Here is a 14,064-nt window from a genome sequence, read left to right on the forward strand (position 1 = left end):
GTCCCACCAGATGGCGGATGCGTCACTTCCCCACGGCCGCGTTGACCGGGAAGCCCACCAGACCCCGATCGATCGCGGCGAGACTGGCCTGCGTGCGGTTGTTCACCCCGAGCTTGGTGTAGACACGTTCGACGTGGTTGCGTGCCGTTTTCTCGGCGATGAACAGTTCGGCCGCGATCTCTCGGTTCGACCGGCCCTGCGCGACCAGTCGCAGGATCTCGACCTCGCGGTCGGTCAGCCCGGCAGGCCAGGGCGTCCGCCGCGACAGCCGCTGCCCGGCCGCCGACAGCACGGCTGCCACCGACGCGGCGTCGAGGCGTCCGGCGCGCGCCTCCTCTCTCAACCGATCGGCAGCGCCGCGAGGATCGAGCGCCGGCCGGTGTGGACGTGGCTCGAGCAGTCCCTGATAAGCCTCCGCCGCGGCAAGCAGCCGGTCCTGCGCGGTCAGCTCCGCGCCGGCGATCCCCCGGGGAAAGCCGGACCCGTCGATCCGTTCCCGGTGCTTCATCGCGACGGACACCACCGACTCCAAGCCGTTGACCCGGCTCAGTATCCGGCCGGTCAGATCCGGATACATCCGCACCCGTTCCCATTCAGCCGTGGTGAGCGGCCCCTTCTTCTCCCAGATCTGGTTGGACACTCCCATTTTACCGAGGCAGTGCACGAGGCCGGCACGGTAGAGATGCGTGATGTCCGACGGCGACATGCCCAGGTGGCGGGCCGCCCCGGCCACCAGGTTCGCGACACCACGCGAATGCCCCAGAGTGAACGGAGATTTGAGATCGACGAAATCGGCCATGGCCCTGAGCAACTCGTCGCTCTCGTCGGCCTTCAGGGTTCGATCACGATCGGGTGCTCGAGCCAACGCCGCAACCCAGACGTCTATTTCGAGCAATCCGTCCACGATCGCCGCCGCGTCACGTTCGAATACGTCCGCCACGGCCGGGCTGAACTGACTGCCGCGCCGGGAACGGAGAACGCCCTTCGCGTGCTCGAGCCCACCCGTCCGCAGATGCACCTCGACGACATCTGCAACGTGAGCGATGTGGATCTCGACCGGGATACCCTCTCCGCGACAACCGTTGGGCAACCCCCGGCCGTCCCAGCGCTCGAAGACGTAGGCCAGCGCCTTTCCGACCTGCCCGTCCAAGCCCATCCGATCCGAAAGGACCCCGGCGGAACTGCAATGCGAATGGATCAGTGTGGCAACCTGGCTGCGAGCCGCGACCAGAAGGCCGGCGGCACGGATGCCGCGTTCCCAGCCCGGCAATCCGCGTCCCACGTGACTCATCATCAGGCGCAGAAACGGCAGGCCGGTCATGTCGACCGCGTAGGTGTCGGCCCGGAAGGCAATGTCGTCGCCGAAGAGCGCCGAGAGTTCGTGGGAGTCGGCGTGACAACCGATCCACCCGACCAGATTGGCGTAGTACACGGTAGCTCGCTGTTGCGGGCCGAGTCCCATCCGCTCCGCGATCCGTGTCGCGATCAACGACGACCGAAGCATGTGTTCCATCGGTTGACCCAGACCGAGGTCGATCGCCAGCGATACCGCGGCCAGCAGTTCGGCTCTGCTCAGACCTGTTTCCGAACCGGGCAGCGTCCCGTGCGGGTGCATCTCCCCATTGTCCACCTGAACCTGAACACGGCCACACCTGGAAGCAACGCGAAAGACAGGTACCCACATCCGCCGAACGACCCATGTGAAAGCGCGCAGGTCAACCCACAATTGTGACCAACCGAGACACCGAACCACAGCAAGGAGGCCGCCGGACAAAGCTTCCGACCCACAACTTCACTCGCAGTCACGCAGGCAGCACACCCGCGCAGACAGGCAACATGCGCCCCCTTATGAGGGATCAGTGCTGCACCCAAGGACGCACCGCCGACCGGTGCGTGTCGGGGAAAGGCCGGCCCGTGCGAAGCACCCCCACGGGCGGGCCCACTCCGTGTCTGCCGCCTCGGCAAGCCCGAAGCTCACCCTCCAGCCTTTTCGTACAGTTCCAGGGGACCCGATGTTGCCCCATTCGGGCAATGCCCACCTCGCAAACTGGGTAGGGTCCGATTCCATGGCTGACCAGGGGAAGATCCGGACCGTGGTGTGGGGCACCGGGAATGCGGGACGGGCCGCGATCCGCGCGATCGACGCACACCCCGGACTCGAGCTGACGGCGGTGATCGTCGCCAACCCGGAGAAGGTTGGACGCGATGCCGGCGACCTCGCCCGCTTGGGCCGCTCGGTGGGGGTGGCAGCAACCGACGATGCCGATGCCGTGCTCGCGACGTCCCCCGCCGCTGTCGTCTACGCCGCGTCGGGTGACATCCGCCCGGACGGTGCGGCGGCGGACATCACCCGCGCACTCTCCGCCGGGGCCGTCGTCGTGACCCCGTCGATCTATGCGCTCTACGACCAGCGCAACGCGCCGGCCGAGTTGCGCGACCCGATCGAGGCGGCCGCGAAGTCCGGCGGCGGCGCCCTGTTCGTGTCGGGCGTCGATCCGGGATGGGGCAACGACATCCTGCCGATCCTGCTGACAGGCCTGGCCGGCACGATCGATCAGATCCGTTGCCAGGAGATCTTCGACTACACCACGTACGACCAGCACGATTCCGTGCGGTACCTCGTCGGCATGGGCCAGCCGATGGACTACGAACCGCCGATGGTCGCGGCGACGGTACCGACGATGGTGTGGGGCGGCCAGATTCGGCTCATCGCCCGGGCCCTCGGTGTGGAGCTCGACGAGATCCGGGAGACCCTGCTGCGCCGGCCGCTGGACGAGACGATCACCACCGATCTCATGGGCGAGTTCGAGGCCGGCACCCAGGGGGCGCTGCGTTTCGAAGTCCAGGGCATCGTGGACGGCGAGGCTCTGATCGTCATCGAGCACGTCACGCGGATCCACCCCTCGTGCGCCCCGGACTGGCCCGTGCCGCCCGACGGCGGGGACGGCGCTCACAAGGTGATCATCGAGGGACGACCGCGCATCGAGATGAACGTGGAGGCCACCGACGAGGGCGGCAACCGAGCGGCCGGTGGCAACGCCACCGCGGTGGGGCGCCTGGTCAACGCGATCCCGTGGCTGCGGACGGCCGCGCCGGGGCTCTACGACGCCCTGGACGTCCCGCTCACCCCCGGTCACGGCAAGCTCGGCTGACACCACCCAGAGGGGACACCACCCAGAGGGCCACACTTAGCCCTTGTGCTAACCATTGTCGCGGTGGATACTTTGCCTTATGGCTCAGTATCCGGAGCAGCTGAACGGCATCTTCCAAGCGCTCGCCGACCCCACCCGGCGGGCCGTGCTGGGCCGTCTGAGCCGGGGCCCGGCGACGGTCAGCGAATTGGCGAAACCGTTCGACATGGCCCTGCCCTCCTTCATGAAGCACATCCACTTCCTCGAGGACAGCGGATGGATCCGGACGCACAAGGAGGGCCGCGTACGGGCGTGCGCGATCGAGAAGGAACCGTTCACGGCCGTCGAGGCGTGGCTCGCGGAGCAACAGGAACTGTGGGAGAGCCGCACCGACCGACTCGAACAATTCGTCACCGAACACACCGTCACGACACCCGCAAAGGACACACCGCGATGACCGACACTGCGAGACCCGATCTCGACCTCACGATTTCGCGCATCATCCGGGCACCCCGTCCGGTCGTGTGGCGCGCCTGGACCGACCCCGCCAGCTTCGAGCAATGGTGGGTCCCCGCGCCGTCGCGGTGCCGGGTCGTCGACATGGAACTACGCCCGGGCGGGGCGTTCACGACCCAGATCAGTGAGGACGGTGGAGAATTCGTGCCGCACATCAGTGGCTGCTTCCTCGCCGTCGACGAACTCGAACGCATCGTGTTCACCAACTCGCTGGTCGGTGGCTGGCGACCCGCCGAACAGCCGTTCATGACCGCGATCATCACGTTGAACGACCATCCGACGGGCACGGAGTACGTCTCCCACGTGATGCACAAGAACAACGCCGACCGCAACACCCACGAGGAAATGGGCTTCTACGACGGCTGGGGCACCGTCACGGAGCAGCTCGCCGAACTGGCCGAGCGACAGGCGTAACGGAGGAGGCCGACAACGAACAGGCCGTCGTGGCCAACGACGACGAGCTGGCGGCGTACCTCGAGGATCTGAAGAGCCGGCCGGGCAAGGACATTCACCTGTCCGGCGGATCGTCCTTCGCGCGATCGGTCCTCGCGCTGGGGCTGGTGGACGAGTTCTACTTCTTCGTCTATCCGGTAGCGTCGCCCGGCGTTCCCTGGTTCTCGGAGATATCCGACCAGCGTGACCTCCGACTAGTGGGCTCCGAGTCGTACGGCAACGGGGTAGTCGAACTGCATTACGTGCCCAGGGAACGCGCGGACGCACCCAGGCCGGACAGCTTCACCGACACGCTCACGTAACGCGGATCAGCCCACCGTCGCGAACTCCCCTGCCGCGGACCATCGTTGCCGCTCGGCGGCGAACGCGACGGTCTGCTCGGCTCGGAAGTCGCCGATCGATTCGGCGTTCGCCGTGAGGAACTGCTGGTGCTCGGCGAGCGAGAACGTGCCCTCGGTGATCTCGATACCGCCGCCGCGACCAGCTGCGACGTCGGATCGCAGGTCCATCAACTCGTCCGGTTCCACGGGGTACCAGGAGATCCGGTCGAAGAAGCGCAGCAGCCAGGGGGTACCGTCCTCGAACGGGCCCGACTTCTCGGGATGCCGATGGTTCCACACCTGGGTGGTTCGGCCGACGAACTGGTAGCCGCCCGGACCCTCCATTCCGTAGATGCACAGGTATGCCCCGCCGATACCGACCGCGTTCTCCGGCGTCCACGTGCGGGCCGGGTTGTACTTCGTGGTAACCAGCCGATGCCGCGGGTCGAGTGGTGTCGCGACGGGTGCGCCGAGGTAGACGTCACCGAGCCCGAGCACCATGTACTCCGCTCCGAAGACGGTGTCGAAGACGTCGTCGACGCTGCCGAGCCCGTTCATGCGGCGGATGAACTCGATGTTCCACGGGCACCACGGTGCGTCGGAACGGACACCGTGCATGTAACGCTGGATCGCCTCACGCGTCGAGGGGTCGTCCCACGACAGCGGCATCCGCACGGACCGGCTCGGCACCACGAGTTCGTTCGCCGCGGGCAGGGCGTCCTCCGCCTCGCCGAGCAGCCCCATGAGCTTCGGGATCGGCAGCACGTCGGGGTCGACCCGGACCTGCAGCGAGCGGATGCCCGGCGTCAGGTCGAGGAGCCCGGCCGGCTTCTCGACTTCGAGACGCTGGTGTAGCGCGTGCGCGCGGGCCCGCAGTGCGAGGTCGAGGGTCATGTCGCCGTACTCGACCAGGACGTTGTCGTCGCCGGACCGCCGGTACGTCACGGCGGTCTCGCCGTCGCGCCGGGCGATCACGCCGTCGTCGCGGTCACCGGTGGTGGAGAAGACCGTCGAGTGCGCCGCCCGCCGTGCGGGCCCCAGCGTCCGGGCGGACGCGGCCCGGTCGGCCTTGATCGGCACGAAACGCACCGTATCGCCGGGGGCCAGTTGTCCGAGCTTCCAGCGTTCCGCGGAGACGACCGTGACAGGGCAGACGAACCCACCGAGGCTCGGTCCGTCCGGGCCCAGGAGGATCGGGGTGTCCCCCGTGAAGTCCAGGGCGCCGACCGAATACGCGTTGTCGTGGATGTTGGACGGATGCAGTCCCGCCTCGCCGCCGTCCGTGCGGGCCCAGTCGGGCTTGGGTCCGATCAGCCGCACCCCGGTGCGGTCCGAGTTGAAGTGCACCTCGTAGTCGGTCCGGTACAGCGTGTCGATGTCGGTGCGGGTGAAGAACTCGGGCGCGCCGTGCGGGCCCTCGGTGACCGCGATCTCCCAGCGACTGCACAGGGCCGGAACGTATTCGGCGGGAACGGCGGCCGCGCGGGCGCCGGTGTGCTCGCCGACCGCGAGAACATCGCCCTGCCGCAGCGTGCGGCCCTGATGTCCGCCGAACTTGCCGAGCGTGAACGTCGAGGCGCTGCCGAGGAAGTCGTCGACGTCGAGCCCGCCCTGGACGAGTACGTAGATGCGGAGACCGGGTCCTGCCACCGCGCCGACGTCCAGGACTGCGCCTGCCGGAACCCGCACCGGACGCCACTGCGCCTGCAGCACTCCGTCGACGGTGACCGGGGCGGGCGCGCCCGTCACACACACCACCGTGTCCTCGTCGAACTGCAGTGCGGGACCGGACATGGCGCATTCGATTCCGGCGGCGCCCTCGTCATTGCCCAGTGCGGTATTGCCGAGCCGGAACGACAGGTCGTCCATCGGCCCCGACGGCGGCACACCGACGTGCCAGTACCCGGTCCGTCCGGGGAAGTCCTGCACCGTGGTGAGCATGCCGGGCCGGTGCACGGTGATCTTGGCGCTCATGCCTGCGCTCCCGTCGGCCGGGTCACGATCATCCGCACCGGGGTCGGGTCGAAACCGTTGCAGGGGTTGTTGATCTGCGGGCAATTGGACACCAGTACCAGAACGTCACGCTCCGCGCGGAGTGCCAGACGGCGGCCGGGTGCGGAGAGGCCGTCGACGATTCCGAGCGTGCCGTCGGCGTCGACGGGAACGTTCATGAAGAAGTTGATGTTCGACACCAGGTCCCGCTTGCCGATCCCCCACCGAGATCCTTCGGCGAGGAAGTTCTCGACGCAGGCGTGCTGATGCTTGGTGTGGTGGCCGTACCGCAGGGTGTTCGACTCCTGCGAGCAGGCGCCGCCCACCGTGTCGTGGGAACCGACCTCGTCGGCGACGAGCGTCATCAGCGCGTCGTGATCGTCGGTGCGGAGCACACTTCCCGTGGTCAAGAACAGATTTCGCTGCGCCGACACCGTCGCGGCGGCCGAGTAGCGTTGCCGGTGATCGTCGGCCGCATAGATCAGGGTGTCCACGGCCTGGTTGCCGCACAGATCCACGATGGTCAGGACGTCACCGGCCACGACGACGGTGGACCAGGGTCCGCGGGCGCCGACTTCCTCGTCCAGGATCACCGTTCCCGGTACCAGCGGTGCGGTCTCGATGGTGGTGGTCATGCCTGCTCCCGTCCCTGGCGCTGCGCTGCAGCCCAGACGTCTTCGGTGTTGAGGAAGGCGCGTCGGTACTCCGGATCGGCGTCGACGGGCTCGGCCACGTCGGCGCCGGTCCAGGCGAGCACTTCGAGCGCGGTCGTGTCGTACGTCGGGGAAGGATCGAGCGGGTGCGCCGTGTTGGCGATCAGGACGATCACCGGGAGGTGGATCACGAGGTCGATCGCGGTGTCCGCGCCGGCGGATCCGATGCTGCTCAGCGACCCGTCCTCCCCCACCCGCACCCCGTGGAAGAACGACAGCGAGGGCGGGAGGTCGCGCCGCTCGAGTCCGTGCTTCGCCGCCGCCACGGTGAAGAGTTCACGGCCGGCCGGGGACGCCGAATGCAGGCTGCCGTCACCGTATCTCGCGGTGTTCGAGGCGAGCGACGTGGTGCCGCACAGGGCGTCGTGCCGCCCGGACCCGTCCGACACGAGCGTCGCGAGCACGCGCCCCTGATCGGAGAGCAACGGATGCCCCGCCCCCAGGTACGCCTGCCATGGCACCTTCACGGTGTCGGCGACGTTGAGTCGCTCCCACGGCGCGTCCGCCCGGTACAGCAGCAGGTGGGCGCAGGCCCGGCCGTCGAGGTCACGCAGTCGCAGTCGTGTGCCACGGCCCAGCACCTTCGTGGTGTACCGGCCACCGGGCACCGTCTCCGCCCACGTGAGCAGTGCCGGATCGATGTCGGACGGTGGAGTGGGCCAGGACGACGCCGGGACCACCGGCATCGAGTCGGTGACCACTCCCGACTGGGCACGCGCGTGTTCCTTCGCGGCGCTGGTGGTCGAGGTGTCCACTGAGGTCATGTCAGGCTCCGATCGTGACGGGGTTGGGGGTCGTGCGGCCGCGCGGGAAGCACGCGATTCCGAGCGCGACCACGGCGGCGACGGTGACGGGGGCGGCCCACCGCAGGAGGGGGTAGTCCCCGCTGGGGTCGAAGATCTCGGCGCGCGGCCAGGACAGGTTGACGACCATCAGCGCGCCGTAGCCGACCGCCAGAATGTTGACGGGCAGTCCGAACCGTCCGAGCGAGAACAGCGTCCGGCCGTCCGCATCGACCTGCGGTCCACCGTGCGGCCAGCCCTTCAGCCTGCGCAGCAGGAGCGGCACGGTGACCATCAGGTAGGCGAGATAGATCAGGATGATGCAGACGCTCGACAGCGTCGCGAAGATCGCGGAGTTCCCGACGTTGACCGCGAGGATGCCGATGCAGACCAGGCCGATCAGAACAGACGGCGCGATGGGCGTTCCGGTGCGGGCATTCACCGTCGACAGGATCTGCGAGGCGGGCAGCCGTCCGTCGCGGGCCATCGAGAACACCAGCCTGGACGCCGCCGTCTGGATGGCGAGCGTGCAGACGAACACGGCGATCGCGACGTCGACGAGGAGGAGGGTGCCCCAGGGCGAGCTGAGGATCGACGAGAGTACGTACGGCAGGCCCTCGGCGGCGAGCCGGCCGTCGGTCAGGCTCGGCGCGGCCATCAGCGCGCCGATGATCATCAGTCCACCGCCGAGCGCAGACACGGACAGCGCGAGGCGGATCGTGCGCGGCGCCACCCGGCGCGGATTCCGCGTCTCCTCGGCGAGTTCGCCCGCGGAACCGAATCCGACCATGACGTAGGCCGCCATCAGACCCGACACGATCCACGCCCATCCGTACCCGGGTGACGCCCCGGCCGTGCCCGTGTCGAACACGACCTCCGGTCCGCGCTGGGCGTGGGTGAGGAACATGCCGATCACCGCGATGACCCCGACGATCTCGCAGGTCACACCGATGTTGTTGATCCTGGACATCCAGTTGACGCCGATGCAGTTGATGAATGTGGTCAGCACGAGGAGGACCGAGCCCAGCAGCACCGCGTTGGCGGCGCCACTCGCGGACGTCAACGTGCTGTCCTCACCGATGATCTGGAATCCGCTCCACACGTTCGGGAGCACGACCTGCAGGGCGATGGCCGCGGCGGAGGCCGTCACCATCTGCGCGAGGATCATGAACCATCCGGCGAACCAGCCGACCACCTCACCGCCCATCCGGCGTGACCATTGGTAGATCGCCCCCGAGATGGGGTACCGGGCGGCCAGTTCGGCGAAATTGAGCGCAACCATGAACTGGCCGACGAACACCACCGGCCACGTCCAGAAGAAGGCGGGGCCGGCGAATCCGAATCCGAGCCCGAAGAGCTGAAAGATGGTGGTGAGGATGGAGACGAATGAGAAGCCGGCGGCGAACGACGCGAACTTGCCGAGGGAACGGTGAAGTTGCTGTTCGTAGCCGAATTCGCCGAGGTCGCCCGTGTCGTCGACGCCGGTTCCGCCGGACGGGCGGGGAGGTGCGGCAGGCGCGGTCAGCACTTGCGCAGTCCTTGTGGGTGTACTCAAGTGCTTACTCCTTCGGCGAGAGCAATATCTGTCGCTCGATAGTTTTCTCGCGGAGAGGCCTCGATGGGTGACGCCCGCGTATCCAGATCGCGGCCGGCCGTAACAGCATCGTTGCCTACGTTTCGGGAGCATGACGAAACCCTCACGGCGGGTGGAGACCGCCGGTCCCGAGAGCGACCTGACATCATGGAGCGGTGACCACAGGGCCGGGACGACCCCGACTGACCAGTCAGCGCAGACCAGGGCAGACCACGCCCGAGGAGATACTCGACGCCGCCGGAGAGTTGTTCACCACCAAGGGTTTCGCAGCCACGTCCACTCGGCAGATCGCCGAGATGGTCGGCATCCGGCAGGCATCGCTCTACCACCACTTCCCCAACAAGGAGGAGATCCTGGTGGCCCTCCTCGAGGAGACGGTGTCCCCAGCGCTCGCCGCCGCCGGACGGCTCGCAGACGCCGCGGCGCCCGCCACGGTGCGCCTGCACGCGCTGGCCACCTACGACGTCACGCAACTCACCACCACCAAATGGAATCTCGGTGCGCTGTATCTTCTTCCGGAACTGCTGACCGATCGGTTCGAGCCGTTCCGTGCCCAGCGAACCCTGCTGCGGCGGCACTACCGGCAGCTGGCGGACCGGGCCCTCACGGAAATCACCGACGATTCCGGCGACACCTCCCCCGCCCTGACCGACCTGCCGTTCCGAATAGTCGAGAGCGCCATCGCAACCCGCGCCGACATCGAACGCGGACTGCTCCCCGGACCCGAGAACGAGGGCGCCGCCGGACTCCTCGCCGACACCTGCCTCCGCGCTCTCGGATGGACGAAGCCGATGGACGAAATCCGGGCGAAGTCGCGGGCACTGCTCGCCGAGGCGGCAGGCGGAACACCCGTTCGCCTCTAGCCGTGCACGTCGGTCCCGTGAGATAAAGTCTGGCGAACGCTTATCACTGGGGGGTTATCTTGAGCGATGTCTTTGTCGTCACGGACGGCATCAGGAACTACGGCGCCACCGCTGCACAGGCCGCCGAACAGATCAGCGGGGCCGCCGCACTCGACCTCGGCGCGAATCTCGCGGCACTCGCGCCCGTGTTCGGCCCGATCGGCGCCGACTTTCTCGCATCCTTCGCCGCCGCACAGGCGAATCACGCCAAGTCGGTCGCCGAACTCGCGTCTCACTACGCGCAGACCGCGGTCGCGGCCCATGCCACCGCCGATTCCTACGACTCCGTCGACGGCGCCAACGGCGCTGCGCTCGGCGGCGTCGGCGACGGGATCGGAGGTCTCGCATGACGTCCCCCGAATCCACCGGAAATCCTGGGGAGCACGGGTCGATCCTCGACCTGATCCAGGGAACGCCCGTCGGCGACGCGCTCGCCACGCCACTGCCGAGCACTCCACTCGAGGCCCTGCAGAACTCACCGCTCGGTCCGTTCCTCGATACGCCGCTCGGTGACCTGCCGCCGCTGCCTGCCCTTCCGCCGCTACCTCCACTGCCGCCGTTGCCGCCGAACCCCGTGGAGGCGCTGCTGCAGGGTCACGGGCTGCCCGGACTGCCGGGCGTGGACGAGTTGTTCAAGCCGCTCACCGATCTCGCCGGGAGTTTCGGCACCGGCACGTTCGGCTCGTTCGATCCGACCTCCCTCCTCGACATGTCCTCGGACATGATCGACCAGGCGATGTCGATGAGCATGTCGGGGCTGAAGGTGCTCGACCAGATCTGGCAGAGCCAGGCAGCACAGGCGGCGCAGTCGCAGGGCCTGCAGGCTCAGTCCAGCGGCACGGAACTGAGCGAACGCGGCACGGAGATCTCCACGACGACGCAGACCGCCGCCGCGTCCGTGGCGCGGGGCAACGCGAACCTCATGACGATTTCGGAGTCGTTCGCGGCCACCGCGGTCGCCGCCGCGCCGATGGTGATGACGCCGCCCGGGCAGGCGATGCTGCTCGCGTCCGCGGCCGAGCACCTCAAGGCTGCTATCGGGGTCGTGACGCAGACGCGCACCGAACTCAACGAACAGACCCTCACGATGAACGGTCTGGCCGCCCCGGTTCCGGTACCGTCGCCCCCGGCGCCCGGAGCCGTGGCGGCAGCCGCACCGACGTCACCGTTCGCCATCGCCTCCACCGTGATCGAGGGTGTGGGCAAACCGATGATCTCCACCGTCACCGACAGTGTCGGCGACCTGGTGTCGGCGAGCACCCAGGCGGCGAGCGTCTCCTCGTCGGACCTGCCTGCCGACGCCCGGTCGGCGAAATCCGCGGTCACCCCCGCACACGGGGCAGCAGGCGGAGTTCCGGGTGCTGTGGGCATCGCCGGCGGCGCGGGCATCGGCATGTACGGCGGCGGCGGCGCGGGCGGAAGCGTCTCCGCGGGCAGCGGTTCCGTACCCGGCGGAACGATCACCGGGCCGGTTGTGCCCCCGGCGACACCGGGGACCGCTCCCGCACCCGGCGCCGCTCCGGCCGCCGACTCGTCCCCTCTCGCACCCGGCGGAGCCACGGGCGGGATGGGCGGGGCGGGGATGGCGGGCGCCGGGCGCGGCGGCGACGACCAGCTGAGCGGGCGGTCCACACCGAGCTACCTCGTCAACGCCGGCGAGAACAACGCGTTCGTCGGCGACCTCCCCATGGTCGCGCCCGCCGTGATCGGCGGCGAAGACCTGGACGACACTCCGTTCGGCGACCAGAGCTGATCGCTCAGTCGAGGAGCGCTGCCACCTCGTGATCGGTGAGCGTGGTGGTGGGCACGCGGCCTTCCGAACGCACCAGTTCCACGGCCCGGAACAGGGGGCGTTCGGGAAGGCCCGCGCCGCGCGCCTCCGCACGGAGCTGCTCGATGAGCACCGACGCGATCGCGGCGGCCGGCACCAGTTCGCTCGTCGTCAGGGCGTCGGCCAGCCTGCGGAGCCCGAGGATCTCGAGTTCACGGCCGCCGTCGGTCGTGTAGAGGGCGAGCGGTATCGCGAGGCTCCCGTCGGGGTCCGTGATCCGCACGCTCACCTCGCTGACCCGAGCCGAACGGACCACCAGTTCCGCCGCGACCGCCCTCGTGACGTCGACGTGCCGGCTGCGCAGTCCCCCGGTCGACCGGATTCGCCCGGTCTGCAGTGTGACTCGACGCCGCAACGTGAGGAGCGCGGAGGCGGCGGTCGGGACCGCAATCACGGCCCCGACCGTCACACCGACCCACACGGGCCCGAAGAACCCGACGATGACGCCGACCACCACACCGATCAGCACGGCGATCGCCGCGACCCGCTTGAGTCGCGGCGCGATCAACTCGATCGGAACGAGGTCGAGTGACACCGGCGCGGTGTCATCACGCGCCAAGGATGGCTCCGACGCGTGCGACGACATCCGCCGAGGAGACCGATTCCTGATCTCCGGTGGCGAGATTCTTGATTCCCACCGTCCCGTCGGCGATGTCGCGGTCGCCGAGCACGAGTGCCAGCGCGGCGCCGGATCGGTCGGCGGCCTTCATCGCGCCCTTCACCCCGCGGTTGCCGTACGCGAGATCGACTCGAATCCCCTGGGCGCGCAACTGCTGTGCGATCACCACCAGCTTCGCCTTCGCTTCCTCGCCCAGCGGGACGCCGAAGACCTCACAGCGGGCGGTCGAGCCTGCGGTCTTGCCCTCGGCAGCAAGCGCCAGGACGGTCCGGTCGACACCGAGCCCGAAACCGATGCCGGACAGCGGCTGACCGCCGAGCTGAGCCATCAGACCGTCGTACCGTCCGCCGCCACCGATACCCGACTGCGCGCCGAGACCGTCGTGGACGAATTCGAACGTCGTCTTCGTGTAGTAGTCGAGGCCGCGGACCATTCGCGGGTTCACCACGTACGGCACACCCAGCGCGTCGAGGTGTGCGAGCACCTCGTCGAAGTGCGCCTTCGCCGTGTCCGAGAGGTGATCGAGCATGAGCGGTGCGTCCGCCGTCATCTCGCGCACCTCCTTGCGCTTGTCGTCGAGCACGCGCAGCGGGTTGATCTCCGCCCGCCGACGCGTCTCCTCGTCGAGGGGAAGCGCGAACAGGAACTCCTGCAACCGTTCCCGGTACTGCGGCCGGCACGTGTCGTCACCGAGGGAGGTGATCTCCAACCGGAACCCGTCGAGGCCGAGGCCGCGGAAACCGGCGTCGGCGATGGCGATGACCTCGGCGTCGAGGGCGGGGTCGTCGACACCGATGGCCTCCACCCCGACCTGCTGCAACTGGCGGTAACGACCGGCCTGCGGGCGCTCGTAACGGAAGAACGGTCCGGCGTAGCTCAGTTTCACCGGCAACTGGCCGCGGTCCAGGCCGTGTTCGATCACGGCCCGCATGACGCCCGCCGTGCCCTCCGGCCGCAGGGTCACCGAACGATCACCGCGGTCGGCGAACGTGTACATCTCCTTGCTGACGACGTCGGTGGACTCGCCGACGCCGCGGGCGAACAACCCGGTGTCCTCGAAGATGGGAAGTTCGATGTGGCCGTATCCGGCCAGTCGCGCAGCGCGCGTGAGTCCGTCACGGACCGCGACGAACTCGGACGACTGCGGCGGGACGTAATCGGGGACGCCCTTGGGGGCGGAGAAGGTGCTGGCTTTGCTCACTGTCGTTACT

At 68.5% G+C, this 14,064-nt stretch carries 14 protein-coding genes; 7 read left to right on the top strand and 7 right to left on the bottom strand.

The genetic code is table 11. From position 1 onward, the window contains the following. Positions 1–22: 22 nt before the first annotated feature. Positions 23–1,615, bottom strand: a complete 1,593-nt coding sequence (locus tag GO592_RS15250) for an HD domain-containing phosphohydrolase (protein ID WP_007298706.1) — start codon at positions 1,613–1,615, stop codon at positions 23–25. Positions 1,616–2,066: 451 nt separating this feature from the next. Here GO592_RS15250 and GO592_RS15255 point away from each other — a divergent pair, with 451 nt between their 5' ends. The 4 genes from GO592_RS15255 (at position 2,067) to GO592_RS15270 (ending at position 4,402) form a co-directional block, all read left to right on the top strand. Next, on the top strand, positions 2,067–3,152 hold the full coding sequence (locus GO592_RS15255) for an NAD(P)H-dependent amine dehydrogenase family protein (protein ID WP_007298705.1): 1,086 nt from the start codon (positions 2,067–2,069) through the stop codon (positions 3,150–3,152). Between the two features lie 79 nt (positions 3,153–3,231). Then, positions 3,232–3,588, top strand: coding sequence for an ArsR/SmtB family transcription factor (locus GO592_RS15260; RefSeq protein WP_007298704.1), 357 nt, complete (start codon positions 3,232–3,234; stop codon positions 3,586–3,588). After that, on the top strand, positions 3,585–4,061 hold the full coding sequence (locus tag GO592_RS15265) for an SRPBCC family protein (protein WP_007298703.1): 477 nt from the start codon (positions 3,585–3,587) through the stop codon (positions 4,059–4,061). Before GO592_RS15260 ends, GO592_RS15265 begins: the two co-directional genes overlap by 4 nt. A 29-nt stretch (positions 4,062–4,090) precedes the next feature. After that, a complete protein-coding gene (locus tag GO592_RS15270) occupies positions 4,091–4,402 on the top strand; it encodes a dihydrofolate reductase family protein (RefSeq protein ID WP_007298702.1) in 312 nt (103 codons plus the stop codon). A gap of 6 nt (positions 4,403–4,408) precedes the next feature. Here GO592_RS15270 and GO592_RS15275 read toward each other — a convergent pair whose 3' ends face one another. The 4 genes from GO592_RS15275 to GO592_RS15290 are packed head-to-tail and all read right to left on the bottom strand — an operon-like array spanning position 4,409 to position 9,435. Beyond that, on the bottom strand, positions 4,409–6,394 hold the full coding sequence (locus GO592_RS15275; protein ID WP_007298701.1) for a 5-oxoprolinase/urea amidolyase family protein: 1,986 nt from the start codon (positions 6,392–6,394) through the stop codon (positions 4,409–4,411). Continuing rightward, positions 6,391–7,047, bottom strand: a complete 657-nt coding sequence (locus GO592_RS15280) for an urea amidolyase associated protein UAAP2 (RefSeq protein WP_007298700.1) — start codon at positions 7,045–7,047, stop codon at positions 6,391–6,393. Before GO592_RS15280 ends, GO592_RS15275 begins: the two co-directional genes overlap by 4 nt. Further along, a complete protein-coding gene (locus GO592_RS15285) occupies positions 7,044–7,889 on the bottom strand; it encodes an urea amidolyase associated protein UAAP1 (RefSeq protein WP_039951940.1) in 846 nt (281 codons plus the stop codon). The genes GO592_RS15280 and GO592_RS15285 overlap by 4 nt, the downstream gene beginning before the upstream one ends. A gap of 1 nt (position 7,890) precedes the next feature. After that, positions 7,891–9,435, bottom strand: a complete 1,545-nt coding sequence (locus GO592_RS15290) for an amino acid permease (protein ID WP_007298698.1) — start codon at positions 9,433–9,435, stop codon at positions 7,891–7,893. A gap of 221 nt (positions 9,436–9,656) precedes the next feature. On the opposite strand from GO592_RS15290, the gene GO592_RS15295 reads away from it, so the two are divergent. From GO592_RS15295 to GO592_RS15305, 3 genes are read left to right on the top strand one after another with little or no spacing between them, the layout of a single operon-like run. Next, on the top strand, positions 9,657–10,364 hold the full coding sequence (locus tag GO592_RS15295; RefSeq protein ID WP_039951938.1) for a TetR/AcrR family transcriptional regulator: 708 nt from the start codon (positions 9,657–9,659) through the stop codon (positions 10,362–10,364). Between the two features lie 59 nt (positions 10,365–10,423). After that, positions 10,424–10,753, top strand: coding sequence for a type VII secretion target (locus GO592_RS15300; RefSeq protein WP_005260896.1), 330 nt, complete (start codon positions 10,424–10,426; stop codon positions 10,751–10,753). Next, positions 10,750–12,156 carry a hypothetical protein gene (locus GO592_RS15305; protein WP_202715198.1) on the top strand — a complete coding sequence of 469 codons (1,407 nt, stop codon included), beginning with the start codon at positions 10,750–10,752 and terminating at the stop codon, positions 12,154–12,156. The genes GO592_RS15300 and GO592_RS15305 overlap by 4 nt, the downstream gene beginning before the upstream one ends. A gap of 4 nt (positions 12,157–12,160) precedes the next feature. Here GO592_RS15305 and GO592_RS15310 read toward each other — a convergent pair whose 3' ends face one another. Both GO592_RS15310 and hisS read right to left on the bottom strand, forming a co-directional pair. Continuing rightward, complete coding sequence (locus tag GO592_RS15310) at positions 12,161–12,820, bottom strand: hypothetical protein (protein ID WP_007298695.1); 660 nt, start codon at positions 12,818–12,820, stop codon at positions 12,161–12,163. Further along, on the bottom strand, positions 12,783–14,054 hold the full coding sequence (gene hisS / locus GO592_RS15315) for a histidine--tRNA ligase (RefSeq protein ID WP_005260893.1): 1,272 nt from the start codon (positions 14,052–14,054) through the stop codon (positions 12,783–12,785). The genes GO592_RS15310 and hisS overlap by 38 nt, the downstream gene beginning before the upstream one ends. Positions 14,055–14,064: the final 10 nt, after the last annotated feature.

The sequence above is a fragment of the Rhodococcus sp. 21391 genome (assembly GCF_016772255.1).
In the GTDB taxonomy this organism is placed as follows: domain Bacteria; phylum Actinomycetota; class Actinomycetes; order Mycobacteriales; family Mycobacteriaceae; genus Rhodococcus_F; species Rhodococcus_F opacus.